The 18,225-nt window shown below is 69.2% G+C and carries 11 protein-coding genes; 7 read left to right on the forward strand and 4 right to left on the reverse strand.

Translation table 11 applies throughout. The features are described 5' to 3' along the window. Positions 1 to 34: 34 nt before the first annotated feature. Positions 35 to 1,057, reverse strand: coding sequence for a LacI family DNA-binding transcriptional regulator (locus tag ABZ887_RS24490; RefSeq protein WP_361292855.1), 1,023 nt, complete (start codon positions 1,055 to 1,057; stop codon positions 35 to 37). 328 nt (positions 1,058 to 1,385) lie between these two features. Here ABZ887_RS24490 and ABZ887_RS24495 point away from each other — a divergent pair, with 328 nt between their 5' ends. The 5 genes from ABZ887_RS24495 to ABZ887_RS24515 all read left to right on the forward strand — a co-directional run bounded on the left by ABZ887_RS24495 (position 1,386) and on the right by ABZ887_RS24515 (position 8,077). Then, positions 1,386 to 2,660 (forward strand): extracellular solute-binding protein, encoded by a 1,275-nt coding sequence (locus tag ABZ887_RS24495; RefSeq protein WP_361292857.1) that lies wholly within the window; start codon positions 1,386 to 1,388, stop codon positions 2,658 to 2,660. Between the two features lie 102 nt (positions 2,661 to 2,762). Further along, positions 2,763 to 3,767: a sugar ABC transporter permease gene (locus ABZ887_RS24500; protein ID WP_361292859.1), complete on the forward strand. Its 1,005-nt coding sequence runs from the start codon at positions 2,763 to 2,765 to the stop codon at positions 3,765 to 3,767. 13 nt (positions 3,768 to 3,780) lie between these two features. Continuing rightward, positions 3,781 to 4,689 (forward strand): carbohydrate ABC transporter permease, encoded by a 909-nt coding sequence (locus ABZ887_RS24505; RefSeq protein ID WP_361292861.1) that lies wholly within the window; start codon positions 3,781 to 3,783, stop codon positions 4,687 to 4,689. A gap of 190 nt (positions 4,690 to 4,879) precedes the next feature. Further along, complete coding sequence (locus tag ABZ887_RS24510; RefSeq protein WP_361292863.1) at positions 4,880 to 6,547, forward strand: glycoside hydrolase family 13 protein; 1,668 nt, start codon at positions 4,880 to 4,882, stop codon at positions 6,545 to 6,547. Positions 6,548 to 6,703: 156 nt separating this feature from the next. Beyond that, positions 6,704 to 8,077, forward strand: a complete 1,374-nt coding sequence (locus ABZ887_RS24515; protein ID WP_361292865.1) for an alpha-amylase family protein — start codon at positions 6,704 to 6,706, stop codon at positions 8,075 to 8,077. Here the strand turns inward: ABZ887_RS24515 and ABZ887_RS24520 are convergent. Then, the gene (locus tag ABZ887_RS24520; RefSeq protein WP_361292867.1) at positions 8,053 to 8,928 is read right to left on the reverse strand and encodes a helix-turn-helix transcriptional regulator; all 876 of its coding nucleotides are present in this window, start codon (positions 8,926 to 8,928) and stop codon (positions 8,053 to 8,055) included. The genes ABZ887_RS24515 and ABZ887_RS24520 overlap by 25 nt on opposite strands. Before the next feature lie 86 nt (positions 8,929 to 9,014). On the opposite strand from ABZ887_RS24520, the gene ABZ887_RS24525 reads away from it, so the two are divergent. Next, on the forward strand, positions 9,015 to 9,791 hold the full coding sequence (locus ABZ887_RS24525) for a glucose 1-dehydrogenase (RefSeq protein WP_361292869.1): 777 nt from the start codon (positions 9,015 to 9,017) through the stop codon (positions 9,789 to 9,791). Positions 9,792 to 9,818: 27 nt separating this feature from the next. On the opposite strand, the gene ABZ887_RS24530 is transcribed toward ABZ887_RS24525, so the two are convergent. Next, positions 9,819 to 10,448 (reverse strand): DUF4232 domain-containing protein, encoded by a 630-nt coding sequence (locus ABZ887_RS24530; RefSeq protein ID WP_361292871.1) that lies wholly within the window; start codon positions 10,446 to 10,448, stop codon positions 9,819 to 9,821. A 135-nt stretch (positions 10,449 to 10,583) separates the two neighbouring features. Further along, positions 10,584 to 12,656, reverse strand: a complete 2,073-nt coding sequence (locus ABZ887_RS24535) for a carbohydrate-binding module family 20 domain-containing protein (RefSeq protein ID WP_361292873.1) — start codon at positions 12,654 to 12,656, stop codon at positions 10,584 to 10,586. Positions 12,657 to 12,846: 190 nt separating this feature from the next. Between ABZ887_RS24535 and pulA the strand changes: the two genes are divergently transcribed. Beyond that, entirely contained in the window at positions 12,847 to 18,213 is a 5,367-nt protein-coding gene (pulA, locus tag ABZ887_RS24540; RefSeq protein WP_361292875.1) for a pullulanase-type alpha-1,6-glucosidase, read from the forward strand. Positions 18,214 to 18,225 lie beyond the last annotated feature (12 nt).

Genomic DNA, 18,225 nt, shown 5'->3' on the forward strand with positions numbered 1-18,225 from the left:
TCGGGTTCACCGTGCATGTTCTACGGCGGGGCGACTACTTCCCAGGTACTGCCGCCGTGGAACCGCGTACCACCAACTCCGGCATGAAGACGAACTCGCTGTGCGGGGCCGGGGTGCCGCCGATCTCCTCCAGCAGGGTGCGCACCGCGGCCTGGCCCATCGCCGGGACCGGCTTGCGGATGGTGGTGAGCGGCGGGTCGGTGAAGGCGATGAGCGGGGAGTCGTCGAAGCCGACCACCGAGACGTCCCGGGGGACGTCCAGGCCACGCTGGCGCACGGCCCGTATCGCGCCGAGGGCCATCATGTCGCTGGCGCACACGATCGCCGTGCAGCCGCGGTCGATGAGCGCCGTGGTGGCCGCCTGGCCGCCCTCCAGGGTGTACAGGGAGTGCTGCACGAGCTGCGTCTCGATCGTCTCCGCGGCGAGGCCCAACTGGTCCTGCATCGCCCGCACGAACCCCTCGATCTTGCGCTGCACGGGGACGAAGCGCTTCGGGCCGAGGGCGAGCCCGACCCGGGTGTGGCCCAGGGAGACGAGGTGGGTGACGGCCAGCGTCATCGCGGCCCGGTCGTCGGGGGAGATGAACGGCGCCTGCACCTTCGGCGAGAAGCCGTCCACGAGGACGTACGGCACGCCCTGCGCCCGCAGCCGCTCGTAGCGCTGCATGTCGGCGGTGGTGTCCGCGTGCAGGCCCGAGACGTAGATGATGCCCGCGACCCCGCGGTCCACCAGCATCTCGGTCAGCTCGTCCTCCGTGGACCCGCCGGGGGTCTGGGTGGCGAGCACCGGGGTGTAGCCCTGCCGGGTCAGCGCCTGCCCGATGACCTGCGCCAGGGCCGGGAATATCGGGTTCTCCAGCTCGGGCGTGATCAGGCCCACCAGGCCCTCGCTGCGCTGCCGCAGCCGGACCGGACGCTCGTAGCCGAGGACGTCCAGGGCCGCGAGCACGGACTGGCGGGTGGTGGCGGCGACGCCCGGCTTCCCGTTCAGGACCCGGCTCACCGTCGCCTCGCTCACCCCCGCCTGCGCTGCGATGTCGGCAAGCCGTGTGGTCACGGCACCGGACTGTACCGGCCGTATCGTCATCGCGGTCCCTCTGTTCTGGTCGGCGCTCCTGGTCCCGCAAGGGGATGATTCCCGTGCGGAAGACGGATGGCAAGAGCTTGCAGAGTCTTGCACAACCGGGACATGCCCCGCTCAGCCCAGTGCAGCCAGGGTCTCGGGGTGGTCGACGAGGAGTCACGGCGGCATAACGTCCGCAGTCTCTTGCACTTTTTTTCTGCAAGGTCTTTCGCAAGGCTTACATCGCTGTTACGTTCCCTGACGCCCGGCCACGGCAACGGCGCGTCGGCAGCACACGGGCTTTCACCCTCAAGGAGAACTCATGCGGCGTGGCATAGCGGCCTCCGCGCTGGTGGCGTCCCTCGCCCTCACGGCGACGGCGTGCGGCGGGAGCGACAGCGACAGCAAGTCGGACGGCCCGGTCACCATCACCTGGTGGGACACCTCCAACGCCACCAATGAGGCACCGACGTACCAGGCCCTGGTCAAGGAGTTCGAGGCCGCGAACAAGAACATCAAGGTCAAGTACGTCAACGTCCAGTTCGACCAGGCGCAGAACAAGTTCGACACGGCCGCCCAGTCCGGCAAGGGCGCCCCCGACGTGCTGCGCTCCGAGGTCGGCTGGACCCCCGCCTTCGCCAAGGCCGGCTACTTCGTGCCGCTGGACGGCACCGCCGCCCTCGCCGACAAGGACAAGTTCCAGTCCAGCCTGATGACCCAGGCCCAGTACGAGGGCAAGACCTACGGGGTCCCGCTGGTCACCGACACCCTCGCCCTCGTATACAACAAGGCGCTCTTCAAGAAGGCCGGCATCACCGCGGCTCCCACCACCTGGGACGAGGTGAAGGCCGACGCCGCCACGATCCAGGACAAGGCCAAGACCACCGGCTACTGGGGCCCCGAGGCCGCGTACTACACGCAGCCCTTCCTCTACGGCGAGGGCACCGACATGGTCGACGCCTCCGCCAAGAAGATCACCATCACCTCGGCGGCGGCCGAGAAGGGCTACCAGACCTGGCTGGACCTCTACTCCGGCAAGGGCCTGCACAAGGCGGACGTCACCGCCGACGCCTACGCCCACCGCCAGGACGCCTTCGTCAACGGCAAGGTCGCCATGACCATCGAGGGCCCCTGGGAGATCACCAACTTCTACAAGGGCTCCGCGTTCAGCGACAAGTCCAACCTCGGCATCGCCACCGTCCCGGCCGGCTCCACCGGCAAGGCGGGCGCCCCGACCGGCGGCCACAACCTCTCGATCTACGCCGGCATCGACAAGGCCCACCAGGCCGCGGCCGAGAAGTTCGTCGCCTTCATGACCTCCGCGAAGTCCCAGACGGAGATCGCCCTGAAGAACTCCACCCTGCCGACCCGCTCCGACGCCTACACGGCCGAGGTCAAGGCCGACCCGGGCATCGCCGGCTACCAGGCCGTCCTCTCCTCCGCCCAGCCGCGCCCCGCGCTCGCCGAGTACTCCTCCCTGTGGGGTCCGGTCGGCACCGAGCTGACCAAGATCGCCGGCGGCAAGGAGTCCCTGGCCAAGGGCCTGAGCACCGCGGAACTCGGGATCGAGAAGCTCGTCCCCGACTTCAGCAAGTAAGCGCCGGCCGGCCGCCGGAGTGCCTCGTTCAGGGAGGTGCTCCGGCGGCCACCGGCCTGTGCCCAGCCAGCCCGACCCCGGAAGACCAGAAGGTGTCGAACCATGACAGTCGCCATCGACCGCGCGACCGGCAAACGCCACGGTGACCGCGCGCCCCGCCCCGGGCTGGGCCAGCGGCTGAAGAACAGCTACCAGAAGTACTGGTACGCCTACGCGATGATCGCCCCCGTGGCCGTCGTGCTCGGGGCGCTCGTCGTCTACCCGTTGGTGTACGGCTTCTACCTGACGTTGACGGACGCCAACAGCCTCAACACCGCCCGCACCATCGGCGTCAACCACATCGACGCCACGTACAAGTTCATCGGCCTGGACAACTACAAGGACATCCTGTTCGGCCCGACGTCCTACGACCGCTTCTGGTCCCACTTCCTCTGGACGATCGTCTGGACCGCGCTCTGCGTCACCCTGCACTACACGATCGGTCTCGGCCTCGCCCTGCTCCTCAACGAGAAGTTCCGCGGCCGCACCTTCTACCGCATGGTCCTGGTGCTGCCCTGGGCGGTGCCGACCTTCGTCACCGTCTTCGGCTGGCGGTTCATGCTCGCCGACGGCGGCATCATCAACGCGACCCTGCACTTCCTCCATCTGCCGCAACCCGACTGGCTGGAGGACACGTTCTGGCAGCGGGCCGCCGCGATCCTCGTCAACACCTGGTGCGGAGTGCCGTTCATGATGCTCTCGCTGCTCGGCGGCCTCCAGGCCATCGACGGCACGCTCTACGAGGCCGCCGAGATGGACGGCGCGAGCGCCTGGCAGCGCTTCCGGTACGTCACCCTGCCGGGCCTGAGGTCCGTCAGCTCCACCGTCGTACTGCTCGGCATCATCTGGACGTTCAACCAGTTCGCCGTCATCTTCCTGCTGTTCGGCAACACCGCCCCGGACGCGCAGATCCTGGTCACCTGGGCCTACTACCTCGGCTTCGGACAGCAGCCGCGCGACTTCGCCCAGTCCGCCGCCTACGGCATGCTGCTGCTGGCCATCCTGATCGTCTTCACCTCCTTCTACCGCCGCTGGCTCAACCGCAACGACCAGCAGCTCGCGATCTGAGACAGGAGTTCCCATGAGTACGACCACGGTCCGGACCTCCGCCCAGGTCGCCGAGGAGGCCCCCGTGACGACCACCCGCCGAGTCCGCGGCAGGGGCGAGCGCGGCCCACTGGGCAGCACCGTCGTCCACGGCGTCCTCGCCGTCGCGAGCCTGATCGCGTTCTTCCCGGTCGGCTGGCTGATCTTCCTGTCCCTCGGCCCGGACAAGGACGACTACCTGCACCCGAGCGGCATCTGGCACAAGATGACGCTGGACAACTACTCGTTCGTCCTCCAGCACACCGGCTTCTGGGACTGGTTCAGGACGACGATGATCGTCGTCGGCGGTACGACGGTCATCGGCCTGATCCTCGCCTCCACCACCGGCTACGCGGTGTCCCGGATGCGCTTCCCCGGCTACCGGAAGTTCATGTGGCTGCTGCTGGTCACCCAGATGTTCCCGATCGCCGTGCTGATCGTGCCGATGTACCAGATCCTGTCGCGGCTCGGCCTCATCGACAGCTACCTCGGCCTGATCCTCGTCTACTGCACGACGGTGGTGCCGTACACGGCCTGGCTGCTCAAGGGCTACTTCGACACGATCCCCTTCGAGATCGACGAGGCCGGCCGCGTCGACGGGCTCTCGCCCTTCGGCACGTTCGCCCGGCTGATCCTGCCGCTGGCCAAGCCCGGCCTCGCGGTCGCCGCGTTCTACAACTTCCTCACGGCTTTCGGCGAGGTCGCCTTCGCGTCGACGTTCATGCTCAGCGACGACAAGTACACGTTCGCGGTGGGGCTGCAGAGCTTCATCAGTGAGCACGACGCGCAGCGCAACCTGATGACCGCGACGGCGGTGCTGATCGCGATACCGGTGGCCGTGTTCTTCTACCTCGTGCAGAAGAACCTGGTGACCGGCCTCACCGCGGGCGGTACGAAGGGCTGACGCCGGTTGCCGGAAAAGCTGCTTCGGTCGTCGCTTGGCTGCGGCGCCGTTGTGGCTGGTCGCGCAGTTCCCCGCGCCCCTACGGGGCACGGGTGGCGGCCGTGGTGACCATCCGACCCCGCTGTCGCCACGGCCGCCTCTACACCCCACCTCTGACCCGATGACCCTGTTACGACGCATCAAGGACGCCATGAGCCAGCAGCAATCCGCCGCACCGGCCCCCGCCACCGTCACCGTCACCGTCGCCCGTCGCCGCGACTGGTGGCGGGACGCGGTGATCTACCAGGTCTATCCGCGCAGCTTCGCCGACAGCAACGGTGACGGGATGGGTGATCTGGAGGGCGTGCGGGCCAGACTCCCGTACCTGCGCGACCTCGGTGTCGACGCCGTGTGGCTCAGCCCGTTCTACGCCTCCCCGCAGGCCGACGCCGGCTACGACGTCGCCGACTACCGGGCCGTGGACCCCATGTTCGGCAACCTGCTGGACGCCGACGCGCTGATCCGGGACGCGCACGGGCTGGGGCTCAGGATCATCGTCGACCTCGTGCCCAACCACTCCTCCGACCAGCACGAGTGGTTCAAGCGGGCGCTGGCCGAGGGCCCCGGCTCGCCGTCGCGCGACCGCTACCACTTCCGCCCGGGCAAGGGCGAGAACGGCGAACTCCCGCCCAACGACTGGGAGTCCATCTTCGGCGGACCGGCCTGGACGAGGGTCGAGGACGGCGAGTGGTATCTCCATCTCTTCGCCCCGGAGCAGCCCGACTTCAACTGGGAACATCCCGCCGTCGGCGACGAGTTCCGCTCCATCCTGCGGTTCTGGCTGGACATGGGCGTGGACGGCTTCCGTATCGACGTCGCCCACGGGCTGGTGAAGGCGGAGGGTCTGCCGGACATCGGCGACGCCGACCAACTCAAGCTGCTGGGCAACGATGTCATGCCGTTCTTCGACCAGGACGGCGTGCACGAGGTCTACCGGCAGTGGCGGCACGTGCTCGACGAGTACGCCGGTGAGCGGATCTTCGTCGCCGAGGCGTGGACCCCGACCGTCGAGCGCACCGCGAACTACGTCCGCCCGGACGAGCTCCACCAGGCGTTCAACTTCCAGTACCTGAGCACCGACTGGGACGCGAAGGAGCTGCGGGCCGTCATCGACCGCACCCTGGAGGCGATGCGCCCGGTCGGCGCCCCCGCCACCTGGGTGCTCTCCAACCACGACGTCACCCGGCACGCCACCCGCTTCGCCAACCCGCCGGGGCTGGGGACGCAGATCCGCACGGCGGGCGACCGGGAGCTGGGTCTGCGCAGGGCGCGGGCGGCCACCCTTCTCATGCTCGCGCTGCCCGGCTCGGCCTACGTCTACCAGGGCGAGGAGCTGGGCCTCCCGGACGTCGTGGACCTGCCCGACGAGGTCCGCCAGGACCCCGCGTACTTCCGCGGCGCCGGCCAGGACGGCTTCCGCGACGGCTGCCGGGTGCCGATCCCGTGGACGCGGCAGGGCTCGTCGTACGGCTTCGGGGCCGGGGGCAGCTGGCTGCCGCAGCCCGCGAACTGGGGCGAGCTGAGTGTGGAGGCGCAGACGGGGGTGGCCGGTTCGACGCTGGAGCTGTACCGCAGTGCTCTGCGCGTCCGGCGTGAGCAGGCCGACCTCGGTGCGGGCGACGCGGTGGAGTGGCTGCGCGCCCCGGAGGGTGTCCTCGCCTTCCGGCGCGGGGAGTTCGTGTGCGTCGCGAACACGAGTGGGGAGTCGGTGACGACTCCGGCCTACGGCAGGGTGCTGCTGGCCAGCGGTGAGCTGACCGAGGCGGACGGCGAGGCGAAGCTGCCGGCCGACACCACCGCGTGGTGGACGACCGCCTGACCGGCATCTGACGTCTGACGAGGCGTCATGCGGTAACTTCTTGCAGCAACTTCACAGGGCCCGCTACCCAACTGGGTGGCGGGCCCGTAACATCTGCGCAACCGCAAGATTTCAGCAAGGTTGCTGCAAGAGCCTTCAATGGTGAAGGAACCCCACATGGCACGTAAGACCCTCTCCGCCGCACTGGCGCTGGCCGCCTGTAGCGTTGTCATGACCCCGTCCGTCGCGTCGGCCTCCCCGCCCGGCACCAAGGACGTCACCGCCGTCCTCTTCGAGTGGAACTACGGCTCGGTCGCCAAGGAGTGCACCAACACCCTCGGCCCGGCCGGTTACGGATACGTCCAGGTCTCCCCGCCCGCCGAGCACATACAGGGCTCGCAGTGGTGGACGTCGTACCAGCCGGTGTCGTACAAGATCGCGGGCAGGCTCGGCGACCGCACCTCCTTCCAGAACATGGTGAACACCTGCCACGCGGCCGGTGTGAAGGTCGTCGTCGACACGGTCGTCAACCACATGTCGGCGGGCAGCGGCACCGGCACCGGCGGCTCGTCGTACACGAAGTACAACTACCCCGGCCTGTACTCCTCGTACGACTTCGACGACTGCACCTCGCTCGTCTCCAACTACGCCGACCGCTGGAACGTCCAGCACTGCGAACTCGTCGGCCTGGCCGACCTGGACACCGGTGAGGAGTACGTCCGGTCGGCGATCGCCGGTTACATGAACGACCTGCTGAGCCTCGGCGTCGACGGCTTCCGGATCGACGCGGCCAAGCACATCCCGGCCGAGGACCTCGCGAACATCAAGACCCGGCTGACCAACCCGTCCGTCTACTGGAAGCAGGAGGTCATCTACGGCGCCGGCGAGGCCGTCCAGCCGACCGAGTACACCGGCAACGGGGACGTCCAGGAGTTCCGTTACGCCTACGACCTCAAGCGCGTCTTCAACGACGAGAACCTCGCCTACCTGAAGAACTACGGCGAGGGCTGGGGGTACATGAGCAGCTCGGTCGCCGGGGTCTTCGTCGACAACCACGACACCGAGCGCAACGGCAGCACGCTGAACTACAAGAGTGGCGCGAACTACACGCTCGCCAACGTCTTCATGCTCGCCTACCCCTACGGCGCCCCGGACATCAACTCCGGCTACGAGTGGTCGGACGCCGACGCCGGGCCGCCCAACAACGGTGTCGTGGGCGCCTGCTGGCAGGACGGCTGGAAGTGCCAGCACGCCTGGCCGGAGATCATCCGCATGGTCGCCTTCCGCAACGCGGTACGCGGCGAGTCGATGACGAACTGGTGGGACGACGGCGCCGACGCGATCGCCTTCGGGCGCGGCACGAAGGGCTATGTCGCCATCAACCACGAGTCGGGCCCCCTGACCCGTACCTACCAGACGTCCCTGCCGGCCGGGACGTACTGCAACGTGCAGGCGAACACGTCGGTGACGGTCAATTCGAGCGGCCAGTTCACGGCCACGCTGGCCTCGAACACCGCCCTCGCGATCTACGCAGGGAAGTCCACCTGCTGAGGGGTCTGAGGGGTCATTCGCTGCGTCCCGATCACCGACAGCAGCCGCAGTGCCTCCTCGGACCGTGAGCCCGGGGTCGCGGTGTAGATCACGACCTGCTGGTCCCGGTCGGTGATGTCGAGGGCGTCGCAGTTGACGGTGACGGGGCCCACCACCGGGTGCCGGAAGGTCTTGACCAGGGTGGGCTCGGCGGACACGTCGTGCGACTCCCACAGCCGCCTGAACTCCTCGCTCCCGGCGAGGAGTTCGGCCACCAGGCCGGTCACCTCGGGCGCGTCGGGGTACCGGCCCGCGGCGGCCCGCAGGCGCTGCGCGGAGAGCCGGGCGAAGGCGTCCACGTCCGACACCCCGTACAGCCTGCTGCCCGCCGGGCGCGGGGTGAGGAAGGCACGGCGCACGAGGTTGCGGTCGCGTGGGGGCAGCGCGGAGAAGTCCTCCATGAGGGCGGCCGCCAGATCGTTCCAGGCCAGCACCTCGAAGGTCGCGGAGGTCACGAAGGCGGCGGCCTGCGGAAGCCGGTGCAGGAGGTCGAGCAGGCTCTGCCGGACCTCGCGGGAGGGCCCGGGCGGCGGCCCCGGCGGCGCCCCGGCGAGATGGTGCAGATGCCCGCGCTCGGCGTCGGACAGCCGCAGCGCCCGCGCCAGCCCGCCCAGCACCTCACGCGACGGCCGCGGGCCCCGGGCCTGCTCCAGCCGCGTGTAGTACTCCGTCGAGATGAACGCCAGCTGCGCCACCTCCTCGCGCCGCAGCCCCGGCGTCCGGCGGCGCGGACCGTGCGGCAGCCCCACCTCGGCGGGGGAGATCCGCTCACGTCGGCTGCGCAGGAAAGCCGCGAGTTCTTGCCTGTCCACGCGTCCAGTGTGCGCCGGGCGCCGGACCTCATCCAGGTACCGCCGGTGCCTGGATGGGCCCGGCGCCCGGACGCAGGCTCGAAGCCATGGAGAACACAGTGAATCCCGGTCTGCTGACCGGCAAGGTGGCGTTCATCAGCGGTGCCGGGCGCGGGATCGGCGCGGCGGCCGCCCGGCTCTTCGCCCGCGAGGGTGCCCGGGTGCTGCTGGCGGCCCGCACGGAGGACCAGCTCAAGGCGGTGACCGAGGAGGTCCGCGCGGCCGGTGGCACCGCGGACTACGTGGTCTGCGACCTGGCCGACGCGACGAGCGTCCGCGCCGCCGTCGACCGCACCGTGGAGGTGTACGGCCGCCTGGACCTCGCCTTCAACAACGGCGCGGTCGCCCAGCAGCCCGGCCCCGTGGACGGACTCCCCGAGGCCGACTTCGACCACGTCACCGCCGTGAACCTCAAGGGCGTCTGGCTCGCCATGGCCGCGGAGGTCGCCGCCATCCGGGCCACCGCCGGCACCGGCGCCATCGTCAACAACTCGTCCGTCGGCAGCCTGCGCGCCAACCCCGTCCTGCCGGTCTACGGCGCCCTGAAGCGGGCCGTCAACAGCCTCACCGAGTCGGCCGCCGTCACCTACGGCCCCGAGGGCATCCGCGTCAACGCCATTGCCCCCGGCGGCACGCTCACCGAGATGGTCCGCCACTGGGACGAGGTCACCCCCGGTGTCATCGAGCACCTGAAGTCCGTGACCCCCCTGCGCCGCACGGCTGCTCCCGAAGAAATAGCCGAAGCCGCCGCCTGGCTCCTCAGCGACCGCGCGTCCTTCGTCTCGGGCGCGGTTTTGCAGGTGGACGGCGGGGCCGGGGCGTAGCCACCGCACCGGCCGGGGCGTGGAAGGTCAGTCGGTGACGTCGATGTGCCTGGCCAGCGCGGTGACGGAGAGGTCGGCGTGGTCGACCCACTGGGGGAACCCCAGCGTCTTGTGCTTGGTCGAGGCGGGCGGCGTGATCTCCAGGTAGGAGGCGTGCACCGCGCCCGAGGTGCCGGTGTTGGCGTGCGTCCAGGCGACGACGGCCTCGGCGCTCTGACCGTCCTTGAGGACGAGGGTCTTCTTGCCCGGGTCCTTGGCGTACCAGGTGTTGCCCCAGTGCGTGTGGGTCGTGATCGCCTTGTGCGCGGAGTTCTCCAGGCCCAGGCCGGGGTAGCCGCGCAGCGCGCAGGTCTTCCCGCTGAGGTTGCGCAGCGTGATGACGACACCCTGGTGGTTCATGCCACCGGCGAGCTGCCGGCCGAAGCCGGCCTTGAGGGCGGCGGCGGAGCAGGTCGGCGTGGCCTTGGCGGTGCTCGGCGTCGCGGCATTGGCGGTGCCCGCCCAGACGAGGCCCAGGGCGGCCAGGGCGGCCGCGCCTCCGGCAAGCTTGGCGCGGCTGACCCCGCGGCGGGCGCGGTGCCTGCCCGCGGACCCGGCGGCACCCAGGCCGGAGGTGTCGGAGGTGTCGGTGCTGTAGGTGTTCAGGTCTTCGTTCACGGCGACGGCGCTCCACTCGTGTCCTGCGGCACGGGGCGCGGTGTGCGCCCCGTGCCGTCCTCTGCTGCTGTACACGAGGTTCGATGCACGCCCCCGCGAATTTGTTCGCGCCGGGCCGGGACAATCTTTCCGGGCTTACTTCCAGGTGTCGCTCGTCGTGTAGCCGGAGGAGGTGCCCGTCGTGTAGGAGCGGTTCGTGCCCGACTCCCACGTCACGTTCCCGGAGCTGTCCTTCTTCACGTACTTGTACGTGAAGGCGGTGCTCTTCGGGACGATCACCAGCTTGCGCCACGTGGGGTACGACTCCGACGACAGCGGGATCGCGTCGCTCGTGTTCCAGGAGCCGAGGGAGGCGATGGAGCCGACGACGTAGACGTTGGTGCCCCAGTCGGTCGTGGCGTACTCGTTGAAGGTCACGTCGGTGGCGTCGGCGTTCGCCACGTTCCAGGAGTTGTTCAGGGAGACCGCCGAAGTCGCGCTCGTGGCGGATCTGTTGGCGTTGGACTCCCAGGTCACATTGCCTGAACTGTCCTTCTTTATGTATTTGTACGTGAAGGACGTGTTGATCGGCACGTTCACCGCGCCCGACCAGATCGGGTACCCGGAGGACGACAGCTGGATCGCCTTCGAGGTGTCCCAGGAACCCAGGGCGTCGATGGAGCCGACGACGTAGACGTTGGTGCCGGTCGTGGTGGACGCGTACTCGTTGAAGGTCGCGGTCACCGTGGAGGTGGAGCCGCTGCCGCTGCCGCCGTCGTCGCAGCCGACCGTGCAGGTGTAGGAGGAGTTGTAGAAGGCGACGGCGTCCTTCGCGGGGATCGTGATGCTCGCGCTGCCGCCGGAGACGGTGACCGTGGAGGCGCCGCCGTCGATGACGTTGGAGTACGTGCCGTCGGCCATGCCCGTCGCGAAGGTGTAGGTGGCCGACGACGAGCCGTTGTTGACCGCGAAGAAGCCGGCGCCGCTGCGGCCGAAGCCGATGACGGACGACGACTTGGTCGACCAGTCGGAGACGGCGGCGCTGCCGGTCGCGTTGTGCCAGGCGACCATGCCGACGACGGCGGTGTCGCGGTCGAGGCAGTTCCAGCCGCTGGAGCAGTCGGTGTCGGTGACGAAGCCCGCGGAGTTCGGCGGCGCCTGGTCGCTCTGGGTCCACTGCCAGCTGGAGTAGACGGTCGGTGTCGACCACTTGTAGGCGAGCTCGAAGAGGTTGGCGAGCCTGTAGCTGTCGCCGTCCTTGTAGCTCATGTGCAGGCCGTTGCGCTCGGTGTCGTGGTTGGTCACGAAGGACACCGAGTTGGCGGCGGGCAGGATGCCGCTGCTCTCCAGGGAGGACAGGTCGGAGACGTTGCCCTGGAAGGCCGACTTCATCCTGCTCGCGTAGGTGAAGTCCAGGACGTCACCGGAGCCGTAGTAGTCGCTGGGCTGCGGGGTCGACCCCGGGTACACCTCGTCGAAGACGTACGGCGCCGCGCCGGACGTCGTGGTGTTCAGCCTGGCGACGACGGCCGCCATGTCGGTGGCCGGGATGTGCTTGGCCGAGTCGACGCGGAAGCCGTCGACGCCCAGCGCGATCTGCTTGTTGAGGAAGGCCGCGAGGCCCGAACGGACGTTGTCCGCGCTGGTCTTCAGGTCGGGCAGGCCCAGCAGTTCGCAGTTCTGGACCTGGGTGAGGTTCGAGTAGTCCTGGATGGTCAGGTCGGAGGTGGGGCAGTCGGCGGAGGTGTGGTAGTCGCTCGGGTCCCAGTCCGGGGTGTCGTACTTGCTGGTGAGGGTGGTGCCGTTGTAGCCGGTGCCGGTCTGGGCGGCCGTGTGGTTGATCACCGCGTCGGTGTAGACCTTCACGCCCGCGGTGTGGCAGGCGGTGATCATCGCGGCGAACTGTGTCGCCGTACCGAAGCGGCTGTTCAGGGTGTACGAGTAGGGCTGGTAGACGTCCCACCAGTAGTAGTTGGACTGCTTGAGGGACTCGGAGGGCGGCGCGACCTGCACCGCGCCGTACCCGGCCGGGCCGAGCACGTCGGTGCACTCGGACGCGATCGAGTTCCAGTTCCATTCCCACAGGTTGGCGATCACGTCGCCCTTGGCGGTGGTGTCCGCCTGCGCGGCGGTGGCCGGCAGGGCGATCACACCCGTGAGCGCCAGGGCGCCCGCGGCGATCGCGACGGCCGTGCGTCTGAAGACACCCGGGGGTCGGTGTCCGGTCATATGCGGCTCCGAAGCAAGAGGGACAGGCTTCAACAACCCTGGAGCGTGGGCCAGTTGATACAACGCGTCAATACGCCTCGTGAAAGTTCTTGCTGTGAGTTTCAAGCCTCTTGCTGTAAACCTTTCGTTAGCGATACCGTCGCGCCGGGTCGGACCCCAAGAGAGCCGCTATCGCTAGGAGTTCACACCGGTGATACATGTCAGACGGGTCGCGGCCGTCGCCGTCGCCGCCCTCGCCGCCGCGCTCGTGCAGCCCGTCGCCGCACACGCCGCCGCCCCGCCCGCGCCGCCCTCCGACGCGAAGCTCGCCGCCGCGCCCGCCCGGCACGACGACACCCGCGAGCAGTTCTACTTCGTCATGCCGGACCGTTTCGCCAACGGCGACACCGGCAACGACAAGGGCGGCCTCACCGGCTCCCGTCTCTCCACCGGCTACGACCCCACCGACAAGGGCTTCTACCAGGGCGGCGACCTCAAGGGGCTGACCAACCGGCTCGACTACATCAAGGGGCTCGGCACCACCGCCATCTGGATGGCGCCGATCTTCAAGAACAAGCCCGTGCAGGGGCCGGGGAGCAACGCCTCGGCCGGCTACCACGGGTACTGGATCACCGACTTCACCCAGGTCGACCCGCACTTCGGGACCAACAAGGACCTTCGGGCCCTCATCTCCAGGGCGCACGCCAAGGGCATGAAGGTCTTCTTCGACGTCATCACCAACCACACCGCCGACGTCGTCGACTACGAGGAGAAGTCGTACGACTACCTTTCCAAAGGCGCCTTCCCCTACCTGACCAAGGACGGGGAGCCGTTCGACGACGCGGACTACGCGGCCGGTGGCAGGAAGTTCCCTTCGGTGGACACGGCCTCCTTCCCGCGCACCCCGACCGTGGCCGGCGACAGCAAGGTGCCGTCGTGGCTCAACGACCCGACGATGTACCACAACCGGGGCGACTCGACGTTCGCCGGCGAGTCCGCGACCTACGGCGACTTCTCGGGGCTCGACGACCTGTGGACCGAGCGGCCCGAGGTCGTCAGCGGCATGGAGAAGATCTACGAGCGGTGGGTGAAGGACTTCGCCATCGACGGCTTCCGGATCGACACCGTCAAGAACGTGAACATGGAGTTCTGGACCCAGTGGGCGACCGCACTGGACGAGTACGCGGCCGAGCACGGCCGTAGGAACTTCTTCATGTTCGGCGAGACGTACTCCGCGGACACGTCCGTCACCTCCCCGTACGTCACCCAGGGCCGCCTCGACGCGACCCTCGACTTCCCCTTCCAGGACGCGGCCCGCTCCTACGCCTCCCAGGGCGGCAGCGCGCAGAAGCTGTCGAGCGTCTTCGGCGACGACTACAAGTACACGACCGACAAGGCGAACGCCTACGAGCAGGTCACCTTCCTCGGCAACCACGACATGGGCCGGATCGGGTACTTCCTGGAACAGGACAACCCGAAGGCCACCGACGCCGAACTGCTCGCCAAGGACCGGCTCGCCAACGAGGTGATGTTCCTCAGCCGGGGCAACCCGGTCGTCTACTACGGCGACGAGCAGGGCTTCACCGGGTCCGGCGGGGACAAGGACGCCCGGCAGACGATGTTCGCGTCGAAGGTCGCGGACTACCTGGACGACGACGAGATCGGTACGGACCGGACCGCCGCCAGTGACGCGTACGACACGAGTGCGCCGCTCTACAAGCAGATCCGTGCTCTCTCCAAGCTGCGCGCGGCCAACCCGGCCCTCGCCGACGGCGTCCAGACCGAGCGCTACGCGGCCGACGGCGCCGGTGTCTACGCGTTCACCCGGACCGACGCGAAGACCGGCCAGGAGTACGTCGTCGCCTTCAACAACGCCGGCACGGCCAAGCAGGCGACCTTCGCCACCGGCTCCGCCGACATGCGCTACCGGGCGCTCTACGGCACCGACGGCACCCTCGCCTCCGACGGCTCCGCCGGGCTGACCGTCACCGTCCCCGCCGAGTCCGCCGTCGTCTACAAGGCGGCCGGCCTCCTCGCCGAGCCCGCCACCACCCCGACGGTCACCCTCCAGGCCCCGGCCGCCGGCGCCACCGGCACCGTCGACCTCACCGCGGACGTCACCGGCGGCCAGCTGAACCGCGTCGTCTTCGCCGCCCAGGTCGGCAACGGGAAGTGGACCACCCTCGGCTCCGCCGACCACGCCCCCTACAAGGTCACCCAGACCCTCGCCGAGGACGTCCCGGCCGGCACCGCCCTGCGCTACAAGGCGGTCGTCGTCGACTCCGCCGGGCACACCTCCAGCGCGCGCGCCGAGAGCGCCTCCGGCACCCCGCCCGCCGCCGAGACGCCCACCGCCTCCTCCCGGGACTACGCGGTCGTCCACTACAAGCGCACCGACGGCGACTACGACAACTGGGGCCTGTACGCCTGGGGCGACCTCGCCGACGGCGAGGCGACCACCTGGCCCGCCGGCCACCCCTTCACCGGCCGCGACGCGTACGGCGCCTTCGCCTACGTCAAACTGAAGCCCGGCGCAACGAACGTCGGCTTCCTCGTCGTCGACAAGGACGGCAACAAGGACGTCTCCGCCGACCGCGCCATCGACGTCACGAAGACGGGCGAGGTCTGGATCGAGCAGGGGAAGGCGGACGTACAGACGACAAGGCCCGACTACCCCGCCCAGGACACCACCAAGGCGGTCGTCCACTACCACCGCGCCGACGGGGACTACGCCGGCTGGGGCCTGCACGTCTGGACGGGCGCCGCGAACCCCACCGACTGGTCGAGCCCCCTGCAGCCGGTGCGGACCGACGCCTACGGAGCGGTCTTCGAGGTACCGCTCACCGAGGGTGCCACCAGCCTCAGTTACATCATCCACAAGGGCGACGAGAAGGACCTCGCCGCCGACCAGTCGCTCGACCTCAAGTCGAACGGCTACGAGGTGTGGCTCCTCAACGGCCAGGAGAAGTACCTGCTCCCGCAGCCCGCAGGCAGCGCGGCCGCGCTCGACCTGACCACCTCCAAGGCGGTCTGGATCGACCGGGACACGGTCGCCTGGAACGGCGCCGACGGCGCGGTCTCCACCCAGCTGGTCTACTCCCACGACGGTTCGATCGCCGTCAAGGACGGGACGCTGACCAGTGACGACGAGCGGTGGCTGCGGCTGACGAAGACCGCTCTCACCGACGCGCAGAAGGCGAAGTTCCCGTACCTGAAGGACTACCCGGCCTGGTCGGTCGACCCGCGCGACCGGGACCGGATGCGCGAGGCGCTCGGCGGACAGGTCGTCGCCTCCCAGCGGGCCGCCAACGGGGCCGTGCTGGCCGCTACCGGCGTCCAGATCGCCGGCGTCCTCGACGACGTGTACGCCAAGGCCACGACGGCGGACCTCGGCCCGGTCTTCCACCACGGGAAGCCGACCCTCTCCGTCTGGGCGCCGACCGCGCAGTCCGTCGCCCTCGAACTCGACGGCGCGGTGAAGACCATGCACCGCGACCCCGCCACCGGCGTCTGGTCCGTCACCGGCCCCGCGTCCTGGAAGAACAAGCCCTACCGGTACGTCGTCAAGGTCTGGGCGCCCAGCGTCCGGAAGGTCGTCACCAACAAGGTCACCGACCCCTACTCGGTCGCCCTCACCGCCGACTCGGAGCGCAGCCTGGTCGTCGACCTGAACGACAAGTCCCTGGCGCCGGGCGGCTGGTCGACGTACACCAAGCCCAAGGCCGTCCCGATGAAGGACGCCCAGATCCAGGAGCTGCACGTCCGGGACTTCTCGGTGGCCGACGCCACGGTCCCGGCCGCGGACCGGGGCACCTACCTCGCCTTCACCGACAAGAACAGCGACGGCTCCAAGCACCTCAAGGCCCTTGCCAAGGCCGGGACTTCGTACGTCCACCTCCTCCCGGCCTTCGACTTCGCCACCGTGCCCGAGAAGAAGGCCGACCAGGCGAGCCCCGACTGCGACCTCGCCTCCTACCCCGCCGACTCGGAGCAGCAGCAGGCGTGCGTCTCCGCGGTCGCCGCGAAGGACGCCTACAACTGGGGCTACGACCCGTACCACTTCACGGTCCCGGAAGGGTCGTACGCCACCGACCCGGACGGCACCGCGCGTACCGTCCAGTTCCGGAAGATGGTCAAGTCGCTCAACGACGACGGGCTGCGGGTCGTCATGGACGTCGTCTACAACCACACGGCGGCCAGCGGCGAGGCGGACACCAGCGTCCTCGACCAGATCGTGCCCGGCTACTACCAGCGGCTGCTCGCCGACGGCAGCGTCGCCAACAGCACCTGCTGCGCCAACACCGCGCCCGAGAACGCCATGATGGGCAAGCTGGTGGTGGACTCGATCGTCACCTGGGCGAAGGAGTACAAGGTCGACGGGTTCCGCTTCGACCTGATGGGCCACCACCCGAAGGCCAACATCCTGGCGGTCCGCAAGGCCCTGGACGCGCTGACCCTGAAGAAGGACGGCGTCGACGGCAAGAAGATCATCCTGTACGGGGAGGGCTGGAACTTCGGGGAGGTCGCCAACGACGCGCGGTTCGTGCAGGCCACCCAGGCGAACATGGCCGGCACCGGCATCGCCACCTTCTCCGACCGGGCCCGGGACGCCGTACGCGGCGGCAGCCCCTTCGACGACGACCCCGGCATCCAGGGCTTCGCGTCCGGGCTGTACACCGACCCCAACTCCTCCACCGCCAACGGCACTCCGGCCGAGCAGAAGGCGCGGCTCCTGCACTACCAGGACCTCATCAAGGTCGGCCTGACCGGCAACCTCGCCGAGTACCGGTTCACCGACAGCGACGGCAAGGAGGTCACCGGCGCGGAGATCGACTACAACGGCTCGCCCGCCGGATACGCCGACGCACCCGGCGACGCCCTCGCCTATGTCGACGCCCACGACAACGAGTCGCTGTTCGACGCGCTGACGTACAAGCTGCCGGCCGGTACCTCCGCGTCCGACCGGGCCCGGATGCAGGTCCTGGCGATGGCCACGGCCGCCCTCTCCCAGGGGCCCTCGCTCTCCCAGGCCGGCACCGACCTGCTGCGCTCCAAGTCCCTGGACCGCAACTCCTTCGACAGCGGCGACTGGTTCAACGCCATCCACTGGAACTGCGCCGACGGCAACGGCTTCGGCCGCGGGCTGCCGACGGCCGCCGGCAACCAGTCCAAGTGGCCCTACGCCAAGCCGCTGCTGACCTCGGTGAAGGTCGGCTGCCCGCAGATCGACGGGACCTCGGCCGCCTACCAGGACCTGCTGAAGATCCGTACGACCGACAAGGCGTTCTCGCTCGGCACGGCCGCGCGGGTGCAGTCGGCGCTCTCCTTTCCGCTCTCCGGCAAGGACGAGACGCCCGGGGTGATCACCATGGAGCTGGGGGACCTGGTCGTCGTGTTCAACGCGAGCCCGGAGCGGCAGGAGCAGCGGGTGGGCACCCTGGCCGGAACCGGCTACCGGCTGCACCCGGTGCAGGCGTCGGGCCAGGACTCCGTCGTCAGGTCGGCATCGTACGAGCGGGAAACGGGTACGTTCGAGGTTCCGGGGCGCACGGTTGCGGTGTTCTCCCGGACCACGTGACCGCGGCCTGAC

Origin of the sequence: Streptomyces sp. NPDC047061 (assembly GCF_040643955.1) — a bacterium.
Taxonomy (GTDB): domain Bacteria; phylum Actinomycetota; class Actinomycetes; order Streptomycetales; family Streptomycetaceae; genus Streptomyces.

What these genes read in the sequence shown, in the direction of transcription:
- ABZ887_RS24495 (WP_361292857.1), top strand. Translation starts at nt 1,386, where the DNA reads ATGCGGCGTGGCATAGCGGCCTCCGCGCTGGTGGCGTCCCTCGCCCTC.
- ABZ887_RS24500 (WP_361292859.1), top strand. Translation starts at nt 2,763, where the DNA reads ATGACAGTCGCCATCGACCGCGCGACCGGCAAACGCCACGGTGACCGC.
- ABZ887_RS24505 (WP_361292861.1), top strand. Translation starts at nt 3,781, where the DNA reads ATGAGTACGACCACGGTCCGGACCTCCGCCCAGGTCGCCGAGGAGGCC.
- ABZ887_RS24510 (WP_361292863.1), top strand. Translation starts at nt 4,880, where the DNA reads ATGAGCCAGCAGCAATCCGCCGCACCGGCCCCCGCCACCGTCACCGTC.
- ABZ887_RS24515 (WP_361292865.1), top strand. Translation starts at nt 6,704, where the DNA reads ATGGCACGTAAGACCCTCTCCGCCGCACTGGCGCTGGCCGCCTGTAGC.
- ABZ887_RS24525 (WP_361292869.1), top strand. Translation starts at nt 9,015, where the DNA reads ATGGAGAACACAGTGAATCCCGGTCTGCTGACCGGCAAGGTGGCGTTC.
- ABZ887_RS24535 (WP_361292873.1), bottom strand. Translation starts at nt 12,656, where the DNA reads ATGACCGGACACCGACCCCCGGGTGTCTTCAGACGCACGGCCGTCGCG.